The organism is Streptococcus loxodontisalivarius, from assembly GCF_016908645.1.
Taxonomy (GTDB): domain Bacteria; phylum Bacillota; class Bacilli; order Lactobacillales; family Streptococcaceae; genus Streptococcus; species Streptococcus loxodontisalivarius.
Genome location: NZ_JAFBEH010000014.1, coordinates 17,000 through 39,552, shown reverse-complemented (window position 1 = coordinate 39,552; position 22,553 = coordinate 17,000). Strand labels below are relative to the sequence as shown.

Annotated in this window: 19 protein-coding genes and 1 pseudogene; 7 read left to right on the top strand and 13 right to left on the bottom strand. The window is 42.0% G+C overall.

All coding sequences use genetic code 11. The features are described from left to right. Nucleotides 1–112: 112 nt before the first annotated feature. Nucleotides 113–2,773 (bottom strand): annotated as a pseudogene (locus tag JOC28_RS04355) (accessory Sec-dependent serine-rich glycoprotein adhesin); the annotation flags it as partial. A gap of 332 nt (nucleotides 2,774–3,105) precedes the next feature. Further along, entirely contained in the window at nucleotides 3,106–3,393 is a 288-nt protein-coding gene (locus JOC28_RS04350) for a rhodanese-like domain-containing protein (protein WP_205009420.1), read from the bottom strand. Nucleotides 3,394–3,517: 124 nt separating this feature from the next. Between JOC28_RS04350 and JOC28_RS04345 the strand changes: the two genes are divergently transcribed. Then, nucleotides 3,518–4,348: an alpha/beta hydrolase gene (locus tag JOC28_RS04345; protein WP_205009419.1), complete on the top strand. Its 831-nt coding sequence runs from the start codon at nucleotides 3,518–3,520 to the stop codon at nucleotides 4,346–4,348. 124 nt (nucleotides 4,349–4,472) lie between these two features. Here the strand turns inward: JOC28_RS04345 and JOC28_RS04340 are convergent, their stop codons facing one another. From JOC28_RS04340 to JOC28_RS04330, 3 genes are all read right to left on the bottom strand, one after another. After that, nucleotides 4,473–5,228 carry an esterase family protein gene (locus tag JOC28_RS04340; RefSeq protein ID WP_205009418.1) on the bottom strand — a complete coding sequence of 252 codons (756 nt, stop codon included), beginning with the start codon at nucleotides 5,226–5,228 and terminating at the stop codon, nucleotides 4,473–4,475. Nucleotides 5,229–5,263: 35 nt separating this feature from the next. Continuing rightward, nucleotides 5,264–6,442, bottom strand: a complete 1,179-nt coding sequence (locus tag JOC28_RS04335) for an ATP-grasp domain-containing protein (protein ID WP_205009417.1) — start codon at nucleotides 6,440–6,442, stop codon at nucleotides 5,264–5,266. Nucleotides 6,443–6,582: 140 nt separating this feature from the next. Next, nucleotides 6,583–7,353 carry a (S)-acetoin forming diacetyl reductase gene (locus tag JOC28_RS04330; protein WP_205009416.1) on the bottom strand — a complete coding sequence of 257 codons (771 nt, stop codon included), beginning with the start codon at nucleotides 7,351–7,353 and terminating at the stop codon, nucleotides 6,583–6,585. A 145-nt stretch (nucleotides 7,354–7,498) separates the two neighbouring features. Between JOC28_RS04330 and JOC28_RS04325 the strand changes: the two genes are divergently transcribed. The 3 genes from JOC28_RS04325 to JOC28_RS04315 are packed head-to-tail and all read left to right on the top strand — an operon-like array spanning nucleotide 7,499 to nucleotide 9,650. Continuing rightward, nucleotides 7,499–8,134, top strand: coding sequence for an MBL fold metallo-hydrolase (locus JOC28_RS04325; RefSeq protein ID WP_205009415.1), 636 nt, complete (start codon nucleotides 7,499–7,501; stop codon nucleotides 8,132–8,134). Next, the gene (locus tag JOC28_RS04320) at nucleotides 8,131–8,862 is read left to right on the top strand and encodes an alpha/beta hydrolase (RefSeq protein ID WP_205009414.1); all 732 of its coding nucleotides are present in this window, start codon (nucleotides 8,131–8,133) and stop codon (nucleotides 8,860–8,862) included. The genes JOC28_RS04325 and JOC28_RS04320 overlap by 4 nt, the downstream gene beginning before the upstream one ends. Nucleotides 8,863–8,870: 8 nt before the next feature. Further along, a complete protein-coding gene (locus JOC28_RS04315) occupies nucleotides 8,871–9,650 on the top strand; it encodes a PrsW family intramembrane metalloprotease (protein ID WP_205009413.1) in 780 nt (259 codons plus the stop codon). Nucleotides 9,651–9,691: 41 nt separating this feature from the next. Here JOC28_RS04315 and ftsX read toward each other — a convergent pair whose 3' ends face one another. Beyond that, nucleotides 9,692–10,621, bottom strand: a complete 930-nt coding sequence (gene ftsX, locus JOC28_RS04310) for a permease-like cell division protein FtsX (protein WP_205009412.1) — start codon at nucleotides 10,619–10,621, stop codon at nucleotides 9,692–9,694. After that, complete coding sequence (ftsE, locus tag JOC28_RS04305; RefSeq protein ID WP_205009411.1) at nucleotides 10,614–11,306, bottom strand: cell division ATP-binding protein FtsE; 693 nt, start codon at nucleotides 11,304–11,306, stop codon at nucleotides 10,614–10,616. Before ftsE ends, ftsX begins: the two co-directional genes overlap by 8 nt. 151 nt (nucleotides 11,307–11,457) lie before the next feature. Here ftsE and JOC28_RS04300 point away from each other — a divergent pair, with 151 nt between their 5' ends. Beyond that, on the top strand, nucleotides 11,458–11,619 hold the full coding sequence (locus JOC28_RS04300; RefSeq protein WP_205009410.1) for a hypothetical protein: 162 nt from the start codon (nucleotides 11,458–11,460) through the stop codon (nucleotides 11,617–11,619). Between the two features lie 88 nt (nucleotides 11,620–11,707). Here the strand turns inward: JOC28_RS04300 and prfB are convergent. After that, nucleotides 11,708–12,803, bottom strand: a protein-coding gene (gene prfB / locus JOC28_RS04295) for a peptide chain release factor 2 (RefSeq protein ID WP_205009409.1) whose coding sequence is annotated in 2 segments (ribosomal slippage) — nucleotides 11,708–12,730 and nucleotides 12,732–12,803 — 1,095 coding nt in all. Because the reading frame shifts where the segments join, the coding sequence is not laid out codon by codon here. A 47-nt stretch (nucleotides 12,804–12,850) separates the two neighbouring features. Then, on the bottom strand, nucleotides 12,851–13,969 hold the full coding sequence (gene queG / locus JOC28_RS04290) for a tRNA epoxyqueuosine(34) reductase QueG (protein ID WP_205009408.1): 1,119 nt from the start codon (nucleotides 13,967–13,969) through the stop codon (nucleotides 12,851–12,853). Between the two features lie 102 nt (nucleotides 13,970–14,071). Here queG and JOC28_RS04285 point away from each other — a divergent pair, with 102 nt between their 5' ends. Then, on the top strand, nucleotides 14,072–14,929 hold the full coding sequence (locus JOC28_RS04285) for a metallophosphoesterase (RefSeq protein WP_205009407.1): 858 nt from the start codon (nucleotides 14,072–14,074) through the stop codon (nucleotides 14,927–14,929). A 46-nt stretch (nucleotides 14,930–14,975) separates the two neighbouring features. Here the strand turns inward: JOC28_RS04285 and JOC28_RS04280 are convergent, their stop codons facing one another. From JOC28_RS04280 to JOC28_RS04265, 4 genes are all read right to left on the bottom strand, one after another. Beyond that, the gene (locus tag JOC28_RS04280; protein WP_205009406.1) at nucleotides 14,976–17,612 is read right to left on the bottom strand and encodes a cation-translocating P-type ATPase; all 2,637 of its coding nucleotides are present in this window, start codon (nucleotides 17,610–17,612) and stop codon (nucleotides 14,976–14,978) included. A 191-nt stretch (nucleotides 17,613–17,803) separates the two neighbouring features. Beyond that, complete coding sequence (locus JOC28_RS04275) at nucleotides 17,804–18,736, bottom strand: cation diffusion facilitator family transporter (RefSeq protein WP_205009405.1); 933 nt, start codon at nucleotides 18,734–18,736, stop codon at nucleotides 17,804–17,806. 1 nt (nucleotide 18,737) lies between these two features. Next, a complete protein-coding gene (locus tag JOC28_RS04270) occupies nucleotides 18,738–19,124 on the bottom strand; it encodes a YwiB family protein (RefSeq protein WP_205009404.1) in 387 nt (128 codons plus the stop codon). 101 nt (nucleotides 19,125–19,225) lie between these two features. Then, nucleotides 19,226–21,055: an acyltransferase family protein gene (locus JOC28_RS04265; protein WP_205009403.1), complete on the bottom strand. Its 1,830-nt coding sequence runs from the start codon at nucleotides 21,053–21,055 to the stop codon at nucleotides 19,226–19,228. 162 nt (nucleotides 21,056–21,217) lie between these two features. Here JOC28_RS04265 and JOC28_RS04260 point away from each other — a divergent pair, with 162 nt between their 5' ends. Next, nucleotides 21,218–22,510: an HD domain-containing protein gene (locus tag JOC28_RS04260; RefSeq protein ID WP_205009402.1), complete on the top strand. Its 1,293-nt coding sequence runs from the start codon at nucleotides 21,218–21,220 to the stop codon at nucleotides 22,508–22,510. The last annotated feature ends 43 nt before the right edge of the window (nucleotides 22,511–22,553 follow it).

Sequence of the window (22,553 nt, the reverse complement as noted above, 5' to 3'; positions counted from 1 at the left end):
ATTGGCTAAGTGACTCAGATTTGCTTGTTGATTCTGATTGACTGATTGATTCTGACTCTGATTGAGACTGTGACTGGCTTTCAGAAACACTGTCATACATACCAGCATCAACATGAGTTAAGTTGGCATTGTCAACATGGATAGATACAGATTGATTTGTTGCTGAAAAATCGTTATCAATCGTATCATCTGTTCCGATATTTGTTGCATCAACAACTCTGTAATTGGACGATTGCACAGAGACAGTGTAGTGCCCTGGAACAACATCAGCAAAGCTGTAAGAACCATCTGCTCCTGTTGTTGTCATACGAGTTCCAATATCAATCCCATCCTCTGTCGTACCTGTCAAATAGACCGTAACAGCAGACAAGTTTGATTCACCAGAATTCTGCAGACCGTCCTTATTGATATCATTCCAAGCTTTACCACTGATAGTATAAGTTGACTGCGTAATCGGAGTCGTTACTGTCCACGTTTTACCGTTATGAGTAATCGTGTAAGTCGCTGTTGTTGATGTATTACTTACATAGGTTACAGTATAATCGCTGTCGCCCGTAATATTATTTGCACGACGAACTTCTTTTTCAAGAGACTCTTTCTCAGTACTTGTTAGAGATGACCAGTTGGCAACATTTGTTGAGTTGCTTCCGTTGGTTGGATTAACCGTCACTGTCCAAGTTTGAGATGATGTATTTCCTGAAACATCTGTAACTGTGTAAGTTCCTTCCCAGTAACCTGGTTTGGTTGCTGTTCCTGAGAGGGCAATACGTGAGGCTTCTGTAACACGAGGCTGGTTCTGAGTTGTCAGCGTTCCACCACCTGCCAAGGTAACCGTTGAAACAGTCAATCCATTACTATCTGTTGAATCAGTCACCGTAGCGCCAGCTGATTTACCAGAAGTAAGAGTAAGAGTTGACGAACCAACAATATCATTATCCTTAGCATAGATAGACCAGTTCTCATAAGATTTACCACCAGAGTGAACAGTGTCCTCGCTGACAGATTGATTCAAATCGAAAACATAGTCCTTCTGACTAGTATCAAAGTAAGAACCTGTCGAAGTATTGTAGTGATAGATACCTGGAGCGAGCTTATCAATAACTGTAAAGGTTGTTGTTACAGAACTATCTGTATTTGAGGTAACAGTGAAAACATCACCGATATTCATACCGGTAGTTGTCCAAGTCCAAGTACCGTTTGAATCAGCTGTTACTGTCGTTGACAAACTACCAGTACTACGAATAGTTTGTGTTCCACCAGTAGTAATCTGTTGATTCGCCTTATAGTTGCTACCAATTGTTGTACGGGTTATAGTATAAGTTTCCCCTGCTGTACCAGTACCAGTTGCTGTTAAGGAATCATTTCCTGTGAAGTTAGAAACACTTGATGCATTATTATGCTCTGCGCTTGTTACAGTAATATCAGTTGCTGTTACTGTAATAGCACTCGAAGCAGTAATCGGTTGGCGAGCAGTAACAATCTCAACCTGACCATCTGTAAGAACATTACCTTCACCTGTTGAATTATCAATAATAGTGAAGTTAAATTCAACATTTCCTGATGATGATAAGTTACTTGAAAAATAGGTTACAGCATCAGAAATCGTTTGAAAATATTTTGATCCAAACTTAATATAATTCAACTGTGCAGTATAACCGTCTTCAACAGTCAAAAGCCCCTCAGCCGTATTTGTTCCATTACCATAATTTTGAACAAATTGACGAGTAGTCATTGAAGTAACGCTTGAGCTCAATGAAGCTGCACGACCATTGGTACCACTTGCTGATAAAGTAGTTACCGCACTGACTTTACTTGCCTGCTTCTCATCAAGTTCAGAAGCCTTATCCACAACAGTTACCGCCATAGCTGACAAGCTGAGGGCAGTTGCTGAGTCATCTGCAAGGAGTGCTTGGGCGTTAGCCAAAACTTGAACTTCTGCACTGGTATCAACACCACGCGCCTCTGCATCCGCAATCGCATCTTCCAAAACAGAAACAGCATCAGTCAATTCCTCACGGGCTGACTGACTATCCGCTGAACTCGATGCATCAGCTGCACTTGTTGCTGAGTCTGTGCTGGCAACACTACTAGTTGTCGCAGAAGTTGCTTGACTGCTTGAAGCCGTACTTGCAGCTGATGTTGACTCAGATTCTGAAACTGATTCTGACACAGACTCAGAGATTGATTCAGAAACTGACTCACTGACTGACTCTGACTGGCTTACAGATTCTGAGTTACTGATAGACTCTGAACTAGAGATTGATTCAGATGTCGAGAGTGACTGGCTAGCTGAAAACGAAGTAGACTCAGACTCTGATGTTGACAAACTGCTACTTGCCTCAATAGAAGCCGTATCTACAACCTCTTCAGTCGTCACTGCCTCGGCAGAAGGCTGCGCACTTGTCGTAGAAGACTCAGTGGTCATTGTAACAGTATCAGTCTGAGCAAGGGCAGTTGTCGTACTTGGCAACTCAGTCGTTACCGCTGTATCTTCCTCCGCAAAGACTTCGTGATTTGTTACAGCTCCGGCACCTACTACTGCACCCGCTGCTATCGCACCCTTCAAGAGGGTAATTGTTGACGAATGACGATCTGTCATTGCTGTCACGTCGTTCACCTTAAGGCTACGCTCCACAGACGCACCTTTGATGAAACGAATTAAACCAACCTGGGACATGAGGGTTCTCACCCAATGCTTACCAGATTTATGCATTTTTACTCGAGTTTTTCGAGAAGATTCAACGAAATTTTGGTCAAATCTTTTTCTACCCATATGCAATCCGTCCTTATCATTAGAATTTTGAATTTTCTTATTCTAGAATCTTCATTCTCCTATTTTAACATGAAATTATACTTTGTACAATCAAAATAATCAAAAAAATTGCATTTAAGAAACCTTAGAAACTTCAAACAAACCCTTTTATATCAATATTTCACAATAAGTCAATCTAAAATTTAAAATTTTCTGATTATTCATTCAAATAAAAATATCAACCTTTAGTTAAATATATCTTTTTCCCGTATTTGCTAAAACAAAATTAAAAAGCCCTTACATCCTGATCACATCAAGATGTAAAAGCTTACACAATTTTAGGATTTATATATTCATTCTTGATATTGAAAACCAAGTGCTTCCATATCTTCCAAGCCACCTAGATTCTCCACCTGATGGTAGCCTCGATGAGCTAGAATTTCCTTAGCCAGGTCTGCTCTCGGTCCCATCTTACAATGAAGTAGAATGGTTTGATTTTTATCTTGAGGAAGCTCTGCTTCAAACATTTCCAAGTGTGGGATATTGATACTTCCTTCAAAGTGTCCCTGAGCGTATTCGTCAGCACTTCTGACATCAATTAAAAGCGCACCTTGGGTAACTTTTTCTGGATAATTTGTCATGATTTTCTCCTTTCCAACTGGTCACCTTACTATGATAGCAAAAAGTCTCAAAAACTTTGTCTATCAAGCTCTGCTATTGTCCAAAACTATGCTATAATAAGCAAAAAGACCAAGCGAGGAGACTATGAAAGCTACCAAACTCAACAACTACTATCTAGAGATGGATGAGCACTATTTGACCGTGCCCTACTATAATGAAGAACGCCGCATTCGTGTCCTGCTTCCTAAAGACTACCAAAAAGAAGAATGGGCTAGCTATCCTGTCCTTTACATGCATGATGGCCAGAATGTCTTTTACAGCAAGGAATCTTTCTCTGGCTACTCTTGGAAAATCATTCCAACGATCAAAAACAACAAAGACCTACCTAAAGTCATCGTTGTCGGTATTGACAATGCTGAAGACAATCGCCTCAATGAATATGCCCCTTGGATGACTGATGTGGGGTCAACACCTGAAACCGCTAGCGTCGGTGGAGATGGCATGGCCTACGGAGACTGGGTTGTCAATGTTGTCAAACCCTTCATCGATAAAACCTATCGCACCAAACCCGATCGTGAGCACACACTCCTAGCTGGTTCTTCTATGGGAGGCATTATCACTGCCTATATGGGAGCTGCCTATCCTCAAGTTTTCGGCAATCTCGGCGTCTTCTCACTAGCTTCTTGGTTCAGTGAACGTGACTTCCTACGTTTTTGCGACAATCATCCTATCAACCCAGATAGTTTGGTCTACATTCAAGTTGGGACAAAAGAAGGCGATGAAGTTGATGAACAGTTCGCACCCAATATGAACCAAGCCTACATTGATTGCAGCCTCCACTACTACCAATCACTGCTGCGCACTGGTCACGACATGGACAAGATCCGCTTGCGTATCATGGCTAATGAAATCCACCATGAAAAATACTGGGCAGACCACTTCCTCGAATTTTTACAAATGACCTTAAAAGAATAAGCTAAAGGCTGGGAAACTCCCAGCCTTTTCAGCTATAAAAACAAAAATATCAATAAAATCAGTAGAAGCTAACTTATAAAAGGGTATGAAGATTAAGCTAACCCCACTGACACTGATGGTAACTTTATTTAAGTCGGCCTTCTGCCTCGAGCTCACCTAGGAAGTATGGCATTTGAACACGCCACCATTCCCAGTCGTGAGCCACATCGCCACCCCAGTAATCAAACCAGCCTGAGATTGACTTGGCAGCAAAAGCTTCCTCAAGACGCTTAGTATCAGCAATATGCGGACCTTCCCAAGCACCCTGACCAACCGCAACGATAAAGCGATTGCGACGATAGTGATCCAAGAACCAAGGATCGTCTTGATTCCAGAGGCTATCAATCGGTGAATTGTAATAGATGACATCGTCATTATAGAAATCACCTGTAAAGAAACGGGCATCGTAGACACCTGAAAGAGCTACTGCCACATCAAAGACATCTGGATGACGCAGGGCAAAATTGACCGTATGGAAGGCTCCCATAGAACAACCAGTTGCCATAAGCCCACCCTGCCAGTTTGCCTCGTAACGAATCAAAGGCACAAACTCATTGATGATATAACGATCATAAGCTTCGTGAGCCAAAGCCATGTCGTGACCTGACTTGCCTTCAGCTAGCCAAGATTCCTTATCAAAAGAATCAGGTGTATAGAAGCGAACAAGTCCCCTATCTACAAAATCTTGACAGGCTTCCACCATACCAAAATCACCATATTCGTTCTGGCTACCGCCTGATGACGGAAAGACGACAACAGGCTTTCCAGCATGTCCATAAACATTAAAGTGCATCTCACGGCTGAGTTCTCCCGACCAGTGACTTCTTCTTTCAAAAAACATGATTACCTACCTAATTTTCCTTAACTTTTACAATTTTATTGCTTAGCCTGTGTGAATTGAACAAGTTCACGAAGCTCTTCCATGGTTTCGGTACGTGCCAAGACACCGTGTTCACCCATGATTTTGGCAAAGACACCTGGAACAGACTGAATAGAGATAATCTTGTCTCCAAATCTCTCCTGAACACTGTCGAGACTATTGGCATAATTCTGATTAGCCTTACGAGAAATGTAGACCACATTGTAAGGATGAGTGATTTCCGCATGGAATTCGTTGTCCTTAACGATATGCGCATACTCATTGAAGACATCAAAATCGTTAGCGTAGTCCCACATATCGATAGTTAGACCACCTGGCGGACGACAGTTAACTTCCAAGGCCATAAGCTCTTTAGTCGCTTTAACACGGAAAAATTCAAAATGGAAGAAACGTTCTTTAACATTGAAGGCTTGGACACATTTTTTCCCTAGTTCAACCAACTTAGGAGAAATCTCACGTGGCACATAGTAGAACATATCGCCATCTTTTTCCACTGTATCAAGAACAGCCTCTGAGTATTCCAAACTTGAGTAGAAGACGATATTGCCTTCATGGTCAGTCAAACCATCGAAGGTCACGATGTCACCATCGATAAACTCTTCCATGATGTACTCAACACCCTCAGTTTTATAAGTAAAGAAGTCTTCAAGTTCGTCTGACGACTTGATTTTATAAGTATCTGAGGCGCCTACACCTGAATTTGGCTTGATGATAACAGGGAACTTGAGTTCCTGTGCCAACTTGCAGGCTTCTTCATCTGTGTGGAATACCTCACCAGCAGCAACCTTAAGACCAGTTTGACGGAAAATTTCCTTCATTTGGCGCTTGGTCTTGATAGCTAGCATGTCCTCATTTTTGTAACCAAAGACATTAAAATCCGTGCGCAGCTTAGCATCCAACTCCAGCCAGTATTCATTGTGAGACTCGATACGATCAATGCGCCCGTACTTGTGGGCAAAATAAGCCACAGCACGATAAACCTGATCATAGTCCTCCATATTATCGACACGATAGTACTCTGTCAAATGGCTGCGCAGCCCTTCTGACAACTGGTCATAGGGCGCATCAGCGATCCCCAAGGTATGAATCCCATTTTCATGCAAACGATGAGCAAAGGTCTCAAAGTTGGCAGGGAAATGCGGTGAAATCATTACAAAATTAAGTGGTCTAGTCATACCAACACCTCAAATCAAGCTTTTTTCTTTATTCTAGCACATTTCCGCTGAAATTTCTACAGAATTTTCAGAAAATAAAACCAATTCTATCAATTCCATAAAAAAGAGCTAGATTTGACTCCAGCTCGATTTCAATAGTCTTAGTGGAACTGCATACCACCATCGACGATAATGGTTTGACCAGTGATGTAATTTGAATCTGGACCGGCAAGGAAGGCAACGGCATTGGCCACATCTTCAGGTTCTGAAAGACGTTTCAAAGTGATGTCTTTAGCAAAAGTTTGCATACCCCATTCATCATCCTTACCAGCATTTTTCCCAACCTCATGAGCGATATCATACATCATTGGTGTTTTAACGATACCAGGTGCGTAAGCATTGACTGTGATACCTTGGTCAGCCAAATCACGCGCCAAAGTCTGCGTAATCCCACGAACAGCAAATTTCGTACCACCATAAACTGTCAGATTAGGATTTCCGACCACACCTGCTTGTGAAGTCGCATTGATAATTTTTCCGCCATGACCTAGTTTTTTGAAAATAGCTTGCGCTGCTTGGGCACCCCAGATAACACCACCAACATTGATGGCAAATGTTCGTTGGAACTGTTCCTCAGTGATAGTATCTAGTGGCGTTGTTGGTGCCACACCTGCATTATTAACAACGACAGTCAAATCACCGAAGTGCTCCACAACAGCTTCAAAGGCAGCCTTAACCTGATCTTGTTTGGAAACATCAGCTACGACTGCAAAGGCATCCTCTGCTGACAGAGCCTGCACCGCTTTTTCCGCAGTTTCTTTATTATAGTCTAGGATACCGATTTTGAAACCGTCAGCGTGAAGACGTTTTGCAATAGCAAAGCCAATCCCTTGACCAGCACCTGTAACAATAGCAACTTTAGTTGTAGACATAAGAAATCCTCCTTTTGTACGACAAAGGGCACGAGGTCCTTCTTTCTTATGCCTCCATTATACTCCCAGAGAAAACGCTGTCAACGATTTAGAGGTTATTTTAAAAATAAGTGATAAATGTCACTTTTTTTGATAAACTATTGACATGGATATTCAAAAAACACTCAATAGCGCTGCGCGCGAAAATACATACTATCTTATCAACGATCAGGCGGTAATCGTCATTGATCCTGGTAGCAACACTCAAGAAATCTTGGATCAGCTGACAAGTTTCCAAAAGCCAGTCGCTGCTATTCTCCTAACTCATACTCACTATGACCACATTATGAGCCTTGAGGCAGTTCGTCAGCACTTCAATCAGCCACCAGTCTATGTCTCTGCCAAGGAGGCAGATTGGTTGGGATCTCCTATCGACAATCTTTCTGGGCTTGACCGTCACAGTGATATGGAGGATGTCATCGCGTCACCTGCCGAACATCATTTCCAATTCGACGAGCAATATGATCTAGCTGGATTCCAATTCAGAGTTGTCGAGACTCCGGGTCACTCTATCGGTGGAGTTTCCATTATCTTTGATCAAGAAGAGTTTGTCATAACTGGAGATGCCCTCTTTAGAGAAGCAATCGGTCGTTGGGATTTGCCGACAGGAAACTACGATCAGCTGATTACTTCCATCAAGGAAAAGCTCTTCACCCTTCCAAATCACTACAAGGTCTACCCTGGACATGGAACTGACACAACCATCTCCCACGAAAAAAACGTTAACCCCTTCTTCAGATGAAAAAGAGATACAAGTATCTACTGATCAGTCTTAGCCTGCTAGGACTGATTTTTCTGGGCTTCACAGCTCTGCTATTTTCCAAAACCTACCAGGCTAGCTCACAGGCAGAAAGTCTAGTCAAGACAGCTATTTCAAAGGACAACTACCTCTTGTTTGAGGCCGAAAACCCCAAGGCCAGTGTCATTTTTTATCAAGGTGCCTTGGTGGAAGAGGCGGCTTATGCGCCAATGGTAGAGCAGTTGAGTCAGTCTGGAATCAACGTCTACCTCATCACGTCTCCAGCCAACCTCCCTCTTTTGCAAAGCAAGTCCGCTCAAAAACTCATCGAAAAGGAAAAGCTAAGTACAGTCTTTCTGGCTGGGCATTCCCTAGGTGGCGTTGTTGCTTCTTGGCAAGTTGAGGATTCAAGCCAGATAAAGGGGCTGATTTTACTTGCCTCCTACCCTGATCAAAAAACCGACCTTTCAAAATTGGATCTTCCAGTTCTTTCCATCACAGCCAGTCAGGACAAGGTGCTCAACTGGAAAAATTTTGAAGCAGCCAAAAGTCGTATCAATTCCAATTTAAGTACTTATGTCACCATTCAAGGTGGCAATCATAGCGGCTTTGGCACCTATGGTCAACAAGATGGTGACGGAAAGGCAACAATCAGTCAAAGTGAGCAAGAAGAACAAATTGTTGCAGCCATCATTAGCTTTATCACAAATAATACAGAAAAGGATTCCTAATCAGATTTATGAAACAAAAACTACTCATTCTGCTCCTACTTTTGGGCGTTTGTATTGGTCTCGAAAATGACAGCAGTGATTTCTATTCAGCAGTCACTTCTGAGCAAATTGGTCTCTACAGTCTTCTTGCAGTAGGTCTACTGGCCCTCTATCTCATTCCAGCCTACTACCTTACCAAAACTTATGGACCGAAGCAGTCTAGAAAAACGCTAGCGCTCAGTTTGATTTTCGGGAGCTGTCTAATCGGTTGTATGGCAGCCTATGGCAACAGTATTTTCAGCGAATTTTGGGCACTTATTCTTTCTAAAAAAACTCACGCTAGCTGGGAGGCTGCCCTGACGGCACCCTTTATCGAAGAGACTCTCAAAGCCCTAGCCAGCTTTAGTCTCATCTACCTCTTGAAACCTAAATCAATCCTACAAGTTCTCTTTATCGGTGCCTTTGTTGGTCTTGGTTTTCAGGTCAGTGAAGATATCTCTTACATCACCAATACTGCCTTAGAAGGAAAAGATCCCATTATTCAACAGGCTCTCATTCGTATCTCTGGTGCATTTGCATCCCACTGGACCTATACTGCTATCCTTACAAGTAATCTTTATCTCTTTAAAAAGCAAAAGAAACTTGCTGACCTAGCCCTTGGACTTAGTCCAGTTCTTCTGCACTTCCTCTGGGATTCACCGCTTACAGATATCCAAACAACACCTCCACTAGTCAGTCCTATCCTGACCTGCCTAACCCTCTACCTCTTCTATCTTAGCTATCAAAAAGCAGTAGATCCTAATAACTAAAAAACCAGAAGTTCGAGTCGAACTTCTGGTTTTGCTTTATTTTAGATTTTTAAGAAGCGGCGCATTGAAAGAATTGAACCCAATGAACCGATCACAATACCAACAAGTGCCATAGCACCAATCATAGCTGGCAAGAAGACATTGATGTCATAGAGTGACAAGCCTTCTGTCAGAAGTGATGGATTGTAGTTATCGTAAACCCAGTGATAACCGAAATAGATGATTACCGCAGGAACAATTGCTCCAATCAAACCAACCCAGGCACCTTCATAGAAGAATGGTCCACGGATGTAAGAATTCTTAGCACCAACAAGACGCATGATTTCGATATCACGGCTACGTGAGAAGATTGTCATACGAATTGTATTTGAGATCAAGAAGATCGCAACTAATACCAGAATACCTGTTCCAACAAGACCCCAGAGACGAATTTTCGAAGCGAGAGCCATGATGTTTTCACTGCTTGTTCCACCGTATTCAACTGAATCAACACCTTGAATTGATTGAATAGCTTCAGCAACTGACTTCACATCGTCAGGAGTTTTTGTCTTAACAATGTAGGCATCTGAAAGTGGGTTTGAATCACCATCAAAGAGCTTCCAATCTTCACCCATTGTCTCCTGAAGTTGAGCCAATTGATCATCCTTACTTGAGAAAGTAATGGAATCAACGCCATCAAGGGCTTGAATTTGATTGTAGATGCTGTGGTAGGAAGTATTTGCAATGGTCTGACCAGCTGGATCAGTCGTTGTCTCAGAATTATCCTGAGAACTTGGATCCAAGTAGACATTGATCTGAATATTATTTTCAACACCTGAAGCGATTCGTTCGATATTGAGAAGCCCAGCAGCGAAGATACCAACCAAGGTAAGCGTCACTGTCACCATTGAAATGGCAGCAATCGTCATCCATCCATTTCGGAAAAGATTTTTAAAGGAATTCGCCAAATGACGGAAAAAATTTCTAATCATTGTAACCGTATTCTCCTTCCTCTTCATCACGCACCAAGCGACCATCTTCAATGGCAATCACTCGGTGGCGCAGCGTATTAACAATCTGACTGTTGTGGGTCGCCATCAGAACTGTCGTCCCTTGCAGATTGATGCGCTCAAGCACCTGCATGATTTCCATAGAAATCTCAGGGTCCAAGTTACCAGTTGGTTCGTCAGCAATCAAAAGTTTTGGATTGTTAACAATAGCTCGCGCGATTGCCACACGTTGTTGCTCACCACCAGACAATTGATTTGGGAAAGAACGTGCCTTATGTTTAAGACCAACCAAGTCGAGAACTTCTTCAACACGTTTCTTAATGTTACGACGTTTTTCACCAATAACTTCCATAGCGAAAGCTACATTTTCAAAAACAGTCTTCTTAGGAAGCAATTTATAGTCTTGGAAGACAACTCCGATAGAACGGCGCAGCATTGGCACCTGACGTTTTTTCATCTTAGCCAAGTTAAACTCTCCAACATGAAGACTACCAGAAGAAATCTTTTCTTCACAGTAGAGAAGCTTGATGAAGCTTGACTTACCAGCCCCTGAAGGACCGACAATATAGACAAACTCACCTTGATCAACAGATACCGAAATATCTCTCAAGGCAGTTGTCGAACGGTGAAATTTCTTAGAAACACCACTCATTTCAATTAAAGCCATAAAATAATTTTCCTTTGCTTGTAATTTTAAATTATTCCCATTATTGTTTTTTGATAGTCTCCTTAGGTGGGGGGCTCAAATAGTCCAGTGGACTATTTGAGGTCGGCAACTGAAAATGAAGACTTGCCGTAAGTCTGGGAGACTGTTGGAGGTGGGAAATAGAGAAAGCGTAGCTTTCATCGAAACAATCCAATGGATTGTTTCACTCCCAAGCGACTTTGTCGCTCTTAGTACCACGGCGGAGACTATCGGAGATGGCGTACTTCGTACGCCTACAGCTCCGCTTCTAAAATTAACCTCCCATCCCATATGATGAGATTCTTAATTTCTCGTGGCGATTTAATTTTTTGCAGTTCGGCAATCCCTTGTCAGACTTGGGTTGAATAACAACAGGAATGATTCTAGTCCATACGCCATTTGAGGTAGGCATCGATGAAACCTTCGATGTCACCATCCATAATCTTATCAACTTGGGCAACTTCAAAGCCTGTTCGGTGGTCTTTTACCATAGTGTATGGTGTGAAGACGTAGGAACGGATTTGACTTCCCCAAGTGATTTCTTTCTTGTCACCTTTGAGGGCATTAACCTCTTCAGCCTTCTTCTCTTGCTCCATTTGATAGAGTTTGGCTTGAAGCATCTTCATGGCACGATCACGGTTACCATACTGAGTACGGTCAACTGTCGAAGCAACAACGATTCCTGTTGGAATGTGAGTCAAACGAACACCAGTTGACACCTTGTTGACGTTCTGACCACCAGCACCACCTGAACGGAAGGTATCCATCTTGATGTCGTCATCACGGATTTCCACTTCAATGGTATCATCCAATTCAGGCATGACTTCAACTGATGTGAAAGATGTGTGACGGCGTTTAGCAGAGTCAAACGGTGAGATACGCACCAAGCGGTGAACACCCATTTCAGACTTGAGGAAACCGTAGGCATTTGGTCCTTCAAATGAGAGGGTCACAGACTTGATACCAGCCTCATCCCCTGCTTGATAGTCCAAGGTCTCAACCTTGTAGCCCTTGGCATTTCCAAAACGTGTGTACATGCGGTAAAGCATGTCAGCCCAGTCCTGGGCCTCAGTACCCCCAGAACCTGGGTGGATTTCCAAAATGGCATTGTTATGGTCATAAGGCTCAGACAAAAGAAGGGTCATCTCGTAGCTAGACATGATTTTGTCCAACTTTTCAAGCGATTCTTCCAACTCCTCCTGAACCGAGTCATCTTCCTCCAACATCTCCAAGTAGAGCTCTGTCTCATCAGACAACTCCTGCATGTTGTGGAAAGTTTCATATTTCAACTTGAGTTCGTTAAGCTCCTGCGATACTTTCTGCGCCGCAAGGTTATCGTTCCAGAAATCTGGCTCAGTCATTTGGTTTTCAAGAAGAGCAATCTCCTCCTCCAAACGATCTAAGTCAAAGAGACCTCCCGAAACTGATTAGTTTCTCTTGATTTTCAGCAATTTTTTGGCGAATTTCAGCCACTTCCATGAGTTACTACCTCCAAAATTTATCTCTATTATCTTATCACAAATGCCTTAAAATTGCCATTTCTGACGGACCAATTCCAACTCTTCCAGACTAGCTTCGTCTTTGGGAGAAAGGCTGCGCATAAAATCAAGCATGGCCTCATCGGGTTTTTTGACAATCTCACCCAGCGCCCAGATGGCTGTCGCTGTATGAATAGGGTTGTTATTCTTATCGATGATTTCGATGAGTTTGACAACGGCACTTCTATCGTGGGCATTAGCTAGCGCGATAATAGCATTGCGTTGCAGGATATTTTTACCACGCCAAGAACCTGCAATCATACCAAACTTCTCTTTGAAATTGCTGTTAGACAATTCAAGGAAGGGAATCAATTCAGGCCAAGCAAGTTCAGGGTCAATATCTGTTGCCAACGGATTTTCAATACCTTTATTGTAAGGACAACAAATCTGACAGATGTCACAGCCATAGATGACCGTCTTGATTTTCTTACGGAACTCCATATCCATCATGCCCTTATCCTGTGTCTGGAAAGACAGACAACGTCTGGCATTCATGGTTCCATCTCCGATAAGACAGGATGTCGGACAAGCCTCAACACAACGATTGCAATCACCGCAGCCATAATCCACAGGCTGGTCAGGTTCAATTTCCAGATTGGTAATGAGTTCGCCCAAGAACATGTAGGAACCAAACTCTTTTGAGATAACCAGACCATTCTTTCCAATAAAACCAATACCAGCTCGCCTAGCAACTGCCGTATCCACCAAGGCGCCTGTGTCCACCATGCCCTTGTACTCAAAATCATCAGTCAAGTCTTCAATAGCCTCGGCTAGACGCTTGAGCTTATCTTGAAGGACATAGTGGTAGTCTAGACCCCATGAGTTTGGCGTGATTTTACCACGCTTGAACTCAGTCTTAGGTGGCTGCACTGGCAATTTATTAGGGTAGGCAACGGCAATCGAAATGATAGTCTTTGCGGATGCCAAGCTCAGCTTTGGCTTGATACGCTCCTCGATAACCTTATGCTCAAAACCCGTACTACGCCCTTCCTCAACTGAGGCGCGCAGCGATTTCTCCAAATAATCAAAATCATCAGCCGTCGTAAATCCAATCTTGGAAATCCCAATCTCAGCTGCGATTCTCTTAATTTCTTCCTTGATATCCATAACCTCTATCTTAATGGAAAAATGTAAAGAGAGCAAGTCTAAAGGGTTAAGCCTAGATGACAAAGTCAAGACAGAGCCAGACCTTTTTGCTAAAATAGGACTATGACAAAATTGGCAATTATGAGCGATCTCCATATCGACCTCAATCACTTTGGCGACTTTGAACTGGAGACCCTGAAAAATCTCCTCAAAGAAGAGGGCATCACTCACCTGCACTTGGCAGGCGACATCTCCAACCACCACTACCAAACCTCGCTTCCTTTTATTGAAAAAATAGCAGAGCAGGTCAAGGTTACTTACAACTTGGGCAACCATGATATGTTGGATTTAGATGAAACAACTATACAAAATATGGATTTTCAAGTCATTGACCTAGGTAATCGTTATTTAGTTAGCTTTCAAGGCTGGTATGACTATTCCTTTAGCACTGAAAAGACTGAAGCCGAGAATCTAGCCTTTAAAAATCGTTTTTGGTTTGACCGACGTTTAAACCGTGGTCTGTCAGACCCAGATATGACGAAAAAAGTCTTGAAGAAACTGGACAAAGTCCTAGCTCAACTAGATAAGCCAGCTATCGTTGCCATGCACTTTGTGCCGCACAGCGATTTTACCATGACCCACAAGACCTTTAAGCCTTTCAATGCTTTCTTGGGCAGCCAAGCCTTCCATGATGTCTTCGTCAAACATAAGATTGCCGATGTGGTCTTCGGTCACGCGCATCGCTCCTACGGTACAAGAGAAATAGATGTTGTCCGCTATCACTCAAGACCTCTAGGCTATGTCAGAGAGTGGGATTTGACCATCAATTATGTTTCTGACCATCCTGAGCTCAACCCCACAGGCACTTGGAACCTCAGCAAACGCTATAATCTGGTCAAAAAACTCCCAGACTACCAAGACTATCAAAAACAACATCTAAAAGAAGAATTTAAAAATAGCATGACTATTTTTGAATTATGAAATTGCAAACAAAAAATCAGCAGAAAATTTTCTGCTGATTTCTTTTTTATTTACCGCTATAACGGATCATTTTAATTGACTGAATAAGGAGTGTTGGTAGGAATGCCAAAACAAGAATAGTCAAGATTTGACCAAAATCAAGAGGCATAACACCAAACATACCGCTAACTGCTGGTACAAAGATGATAAGGGCGATTAGGGCAACTCCCACTAGGAAAGCATAAACCGTGTTTTTATTTGAAAAGACACCAATTTTTGAAAGCGGCAATTCGCTACGACAGCTAAATCCGTGGAAGAGACGTCCAAGACAGAGAATAAGGAAAGCGTAAGTTGTTGCATAACTTGCTTTACCGACAACCTCAATACCATGGTCAGCTTGGATACCAAGAAGATAACCAGCCATAACAGCAACTGCAATGATAATAGCCTCAATCACAACTGATGTGAAGGTTGCTTTAGTCAAGATTGGTTCTTTAGGATCACGTGGAGCTTCATCAAGAACAGCGTCTGTACCAGCCTCAGTACCGATGGCAATGGCTGGAAGAGAGTCTGTCACCAAGTTGATAAAGAGCAACTGAATAGCCAAGAATGGCACGACAAACTTGCTATCAAAGAAAGCCATAAGAGTTGTCAAAATAACCACGATAATCGCTGATGAGTTACCAGTCAAGAGGTACTTGATAGCATTCTTGATATTGGCAAAGAGGTTACGTCCGATAGTAACAGCCTTAACGATTGTTGCAAAGTTATCATCTGTCAAGATCATATCAGAAGCGTCTTTTGAAACCTCAGAACCTGTAATACCCATGGCAATACCGATATCAGCTTGTTTAAGGGCTGGCGCGTCGTTGACACCGTCACCTGACATCCCAACGATTTTACCTTTAGCCTGCCAAGCATTCACGATACGAATCTTATGCTCTGGTGCAACACGGGCATAGACTGAAATTTTCTCAAGATCACGCGCCAATTCTTCATCTGACATGGCTTCCAAAGTCAATCCGTCGATAACCATGTCACCTTCACTAAAGATACCAATCTTACGAGCGATTGAGCGAGCAGTAACAACGTGGTCACCTGTAATCATGATTGGCTTGATACCAGCCTTAATCGCTTTATGAACGGCGTCTTTAGATTCCTCACGAGGTGGGTCAATCATTGATGTCAAACCAACAAAGGTCAATCCTTTTTCGTCTTCAAGGCTGAGCTCATCACCTTCAAATGTACGGTAGGCATAACCAAGAACACGAAGTCCTTCTTCTGCGAAGGCATTATTTTGCTCAAGAATATTAACCGTATCTTCTTGAGTCAATTCACGAACTTGACCATTGATCAAGATATGACTGGTCTGTTTAAGAAGCTCATCAGTCGCCCCTTTAGTCAACATGAGTTTTTCACCTTCAATGACTTGAAGTGTTGACATAAACTTACGGACAGAGTCAAATGGCAATTCAGAGATACGAGTGTAGTTAGCACGCGCTTCTTGCTCGATAATACCGTACTTGCGACCAAGTTCAATCAAGGCAATCTCAGTTGGGTCACCAACTTTTTGATCTTCATTGATGAAAGAATCGTTAGCAAGTACCATGGTGTGCATGAGCAATTGCCCTGCACGGTCTGAAAGATCGATCTTATCAGGATTGATAAGCGTTTCGTTGAGGTAAACATCATTAACAGTCATCTTGTTCTGTGTGAGGGTACCTGTTTTATCAGATGCAATGATAGAAACAGAACCAAGTGTCTCAACAGAGTTGATGTCTTTCATGATAGCATTTTCCTGCGCCAGCTTTTGTGACCCAAGAGACTCAACGATAGTGATGATTGAGGCTAGGGCTTCTGGTACAGCTGCCACGGCAAGGGCGATGGCAAACATAGCTGCGCTAGCAAAATTATGTGAAACGGCAAAGTTAAGACCGAAGACTACGATACAGAGAATGATGATTCCGATTGAAAGATTTTTAGAAAAGTCATCGATAGAGCGTTGTAATGGTGATTTACCGCTTGAAGCACCTTGGAGAAGGGCAGAAATTTTACCGATTTCTGTCTCCTGACCAATACTTGTAACAACTGCACGACCTTTACCGTACGTTACTTGAGATGAGGTAAAGACCATGTTGGTCTGGTCACCGACCACAACTTCGTCTGCGACAACATCTACAAATTTGTCAACCGCATGGCTTTCACCAGTAAGGGCTGATTCATTAACTTGGAGGGAGCTAGCTTCGAGGATACGAGCGTCAGCAGCAATCATATCACCAGCTTCAAAGTCAACAATATCACCGACTGTCACATGAGTTGAGTCGATTTCTTGCTTAACGCCATCACGAACAACCTTAACCTTTGGAACAGACAGCTGTTTAAGACTATCGACAGAACGCTGTGCATTAAGCGTTTGACTTGTTCCCAAGATGGCATTGATAATCAAGACCACAATGATAACAATAGAAGATTCAAAATCTCCAGTTGCCCCTGAGATAAGGGCTGCGATAATCAAGATGATAACGATCAAATCCTTGAACTGATCCAAGAAGATTTGGAAGGCGCTAGCACGCTCCCCTTCTAGCAGCTCATTGAGACCATACTGCTCTTGACGCTTAGTCACCTCGCTAGAGGTCAAACCATCAACTGACGAGCCTAATTCCTTGATGACGTCATCAGTTTCCTTTTGATAAAAAGATTTCATCCTTTTTTCCTTTCTTTGGCCCCTTTTTGCATAGAAAAAGAGACCTGTTTAATTAAAAACAAGTCTCGCTGTTTAAGATAAAGCCGGAAATCACTAGATTTCGTATTGACGACCATATCACGGTTAAAAACCGTCTGCTACTCCCTTGATGTACTTACTATCATACAAGAAATTTACAGAATTTTCAAGCTCTAGCGCTCATAATTCTCCATATAAGTATCCGTTTCAATATAGATATAGATGGTGTAGTCTGGAATTTTTGAACGAATATCTTTTTCGATACTATTGATAATAGCAGAGCCATCAACCACATAAGGTGAGTTGATTTCAATCTTAGCAGTAACTAGGATATCCGTTGCACTCAAGTGAATTGTTTTAATATCAATCAAATGTTTAACTTCTTCACGGTCAAAGGCTGAGCTGATGATTGTCAAATCTTCCTCAGTTACACTTTCACCAATCAAGAGACTGTAAAATTCTCTTGCAAGGAAAAGGGCTGCCAAACAAAGCATGATACCGATTAACAGACCTGAGAAAGCATCGTAGAAGGCATTTCCAGTCACCAATGACAGGACAGTACCTAAAAGTGCAAGAACAAGACCGACAACCGCACAGGTATCCTCAGCAAAGATAATCAAGATTTCACTGTGGCGACTCTCTCTTAAGAATTTGAAGAGAGGGAGTTTTTGTCTGTTTAGCTCTGCAATTTCCTTAAAGGCAACACGCAGACTAAAGCTCTCAACAATCATACCAAAAATCAAGATTCCAATAACGATTCCTGCATTCTCAACGCCGTGACCTTCCTCGGAAAGTTTTTCTACTGCTTCCATGATACCAAGTGCACCCCCAGCGAAGAAGAGCATCATTGCAACAATAGTTGAGTAGAAATACTTAGCACGCGCCTGACCAAAGGGGTGCTGCTTACTAGAGGCCTGCTTGGCCTGTTTATCACCAACAAGGAGTAAGATTTGGTTACCACAGTCAACGATACTGTGAATAGATTCGTTAAGCATGGCTGTTGAGCCTGAGAGAGCATAACCGATAAATTTTGAAATGGCGACTAGAATATTTGCAAAAAGTGCTGCAATAACACTAGCCATACCACCATGTTTCGTTTCTTCCATTTTAATACCACTTCACTTTCAACTGATAATTTGCAAAAACTTGCTGAGATTCTGGTTGTTTTAAAGCATAATGCAATTCCACGACTTGATTTTCCACATCAATCAAATAATGACTTGTATCCGTCACAAGATGCTGAAGTCCCATCGGTGTCGGAATCGCAACTAGAGCCTGCTCAAAAGGTAAAAAACGCATCTGAGACTTGGGCTTAGAGAAACGTGTCATCACAAATTCCTCTTGATTGAACTTGATAACCACCTTCTCTTTTTCTTCATTCTGATAAATCAGATAGGTATAGTCACCCTTTTCAACACATTCACAATCGTGAACTTCTCGAATGAGTTCCGTATCTTGATCCATCAGAATCTTATTATTAATGTCAATTTTCATAATATACCTCTTTGAAAAGCATTGCTATTATTGTAGCAATTTCAATCATTAAAAGCAAATCAGATTTAAAAAAGAGGCTATCAAATAGCCTCCTTACTTTCTTATTGCGCTAGTGCTTCTAAAATCATCTTGGTATAGAGTACTTGTCCTGCTTGGTTTGGATGGGTCATATCCTCTGCTAAATAGGCACTTTCCTGACCAATCGTTGCTTGATACCAGTCAATCAAATGGAAATTATCATAAGTTTGACTGGCAGCTTGTAATTCTGCATTGACCTGGTCCGTCCAAGTATATTGTGACTGGCTTAAATTGATGGTCATCCAATAAACTTCTTTATCAGCCAAGACTGACATCATTTGATCAATAGTATTACGATTAAGAATGACAGGACCATCCGTATTAATTCCCAAGGAAATGACAACCTTCTTAGCATCTGGAATCTGTGCCAAAGTTTCTTCTAACATGGGAACCCCGTGCTCACCAGAACGACCAATAATACCATCGATATAAGCTGTCGGAAATGCCTGACGAAGATGATCATAAGTCATCGCAATCATTGAATCACCAACAATCGCAATGGGCTCCTCCTGCACGAAGACCTGACTAGAAACCTCATATTGTTGCGAAAGCGTCTCAATCGTCTCTTGAGACATGCTAGCTTGCCCTAATTTTTCCTTAGTCTGATTTTGACTAAGCTGCGCTGCAATTGTTTCTTGAGCGTAGCTTAGGTCTGGTGCCTGGAAGATGCCTATCATGGCAAAAATTCCAATGAAAGCTAAAGTGTAAAAACTTGAAATTCCAACTGCTTTTCCAATCGTTGCTGGCGTTGCAAAAAATACTCGTCCTTTCTCTTTAAAGCTCTGCCATTTTACAGAACGAGCTGGTTTTTCAACCAAACGATAAAAGATTTCTGTTAACCCTAAGAGTAAAATCAACTCTAGCAAGACTAGCCAACTCCCAGTAGCTCCTGGAAATTTAAGTTCAAAAAGAGTAAAAACTGGCATTTGCCAAAGGTAGAGTCCATAAGATCGCTCTCCTAGATACCTAAACAAGGGATTAGATAAAAAGCGTGTCAGGTAGAGATTAGCCTGAGTTGAGAGTACAATCAAGAGTGCGGAAAGCAGACTAAAGCTAAACATACCACCACGATAAATCACATCTGACTGACCTGATAAATAAATGAGCGAAGCTAGCATTAAAAGCATAGCAAGCAGAAAAAGTCTGTTCAAGCCCTTTTGTCTAGCCCTAACTAACTTAGCCAGCCTCTGATCTTGACTTGGAAAAGCTAGTGCAGCACTAGCTCCAATTAGTAGACTGAACAAGCGTGTATCTGTCCCATAATAAACTCGAGTTGGATCCTGACCAGGTTGATAAAGCAGAGCCATTTCTAGACCCGAAAGGATACTTATCAGCAAAAGACTGAAAATCAAAAGACTGCGTCGCTTAATCAACTTAAAAGCTAGCAAAAGAATAACAGGCCAAATCATATAAAATTGAGCCTCAATAGCTAGGCTATAGACATGCTTAAATGGTGCTTCTGCCATAAGATTTGCAAAATAGCTGCCGCCCTTAGCAATCTGCCACCAATTATAAAAGGAAAGCAAGGCTGATACAAAAGACATTCTCATCTGATTGAGCATATTAGGTTGAAATGCTGTCAGATAAAGACTTGTCACTAAAAATACAGTAACTAAGAGTGGCATCAAACGCTTGAAACGTCTTAGATAAAACCCTTTTAAATCAATAGTCTGATTCTTTCTATACTCACGTGATAAGAGATCTGTAATCAGATAGCCAGATAGAACAAAAAACAAAACCACACCTAGATAGCCGCCCTGAACTGTCTGAGGATAGAGGTGGTAAGCAATTACTGCGAGTACTCCTACTGCTCGCAGACCATCAAAAGCCGTAATATAATTCTTTTTCATCATCTTCCTTTACATCCTAAAACAATGTGTAATATTCCTTCACTTATCTATTCGTAAAAAGTCCTCAAAGTATCCAAAAAATCTCCATTTTTTAAAATTCTATCTCTCTTAAGAATGTCCTAAGCCTTTTTGATATAATAGGTTCAAATACCAAAGGAGGTCTTTATGGAAGCAAAATATTTCAGAGATCCCATTCATGGCTACATTCAAGTTGACCATGACATTATCTATGATCTAATCAATAGTCGAGAATTTCAGAGACTACGCCGTATTAAACAACTGGGAACTAGCAACTGTGTCTTCCCAGGTGCTGAACATACCCGCTTCTCTCATTCACTCGGTGCCTATCATATTGCTCGCTCAATTATCGAGCGTTTTGAAAAATCCTATGCAGACATTTGGGATAGCAAAAATTCTCTCTTAACCATGGTTAGTGCCCTGCTCCACGATATTGGACACGGAGCTTATTCTCATACCTTTGAGCTACTTTTCGATACAGACCATGAAGCGCTTACACAATCTATTATAACAAGCCAAAATACTGAAATCAATAGCATTCTAAGTCGGGTTTCCCCTGATTTTCCTAGTCAAGTTGCTAGTGTGATTGACCATAGCCATCCTAACCAGCAGGTCATCCAGCTTATTTCCAGTCAAATTGACGTTGATCGTATGGACTACCTCCTCAGAGATTCCTATTATACTGGGACCAACTATGGTAATTTTGAGCTCAGCCATATTTTACGTGTCATGCAGCCAAAAGCAAACGGCATCTGCTTCTCCTATCAAGGTATGCACGCCGTTGAAGATTACCTGCTCAGCCGTTATCAGATGTATATGCAGGTTTATTTCCACCCCGCCAGCCGCTCCATGGAGGTCATTCTCCAAAATCTCCTCAAGCGCGCCAAATATCTCTACCCGCAACAGAAAAACTTTTTTGCAAGCAATAGCCCTGCTCTTATCCCCTTTTTCGAAGAAAAGGTCAATCTAACTGACTATCTCAAACTGGATGACGGTGTTTTAAATACTTATTTCCAGAGTTGGATTTTCTCGGATGATGATATTTTAAGCGATTTGGCTGACGCTTTTATCAACCGCCGACTCTTCAAATCCTTTACCTACCAGGAAGGACAGGAGGGGCTCATTCAAGAGTTGAGTAAAGATATTGAAGCCATCGGCTACGATACGAATTACTACACAGGCTGTCATTCTAACTTTAATCTCCCTTATGATCGCTACCGCCCCGAAACCAGTCACCCGCAAACTCAGATTGATATTCTGCAAAAAGACGGCAGCCTGGCTGAACTGTCTAGCCTTTCACCGCTCATCCAATCGCTATCAGGTGGCAACTACGGTGATCATCGCTTCTATTTTCCCAAGGATATGCTGCTTGAAGATGATTTATTCCAAGAAGCTAAAGGAAATTTCAAAAGTCATATTCGAAATGACCAGCTAATCTAAGAAACTAACAAGGCAATCATGACAAGTTGCCTTATTTTTAGTA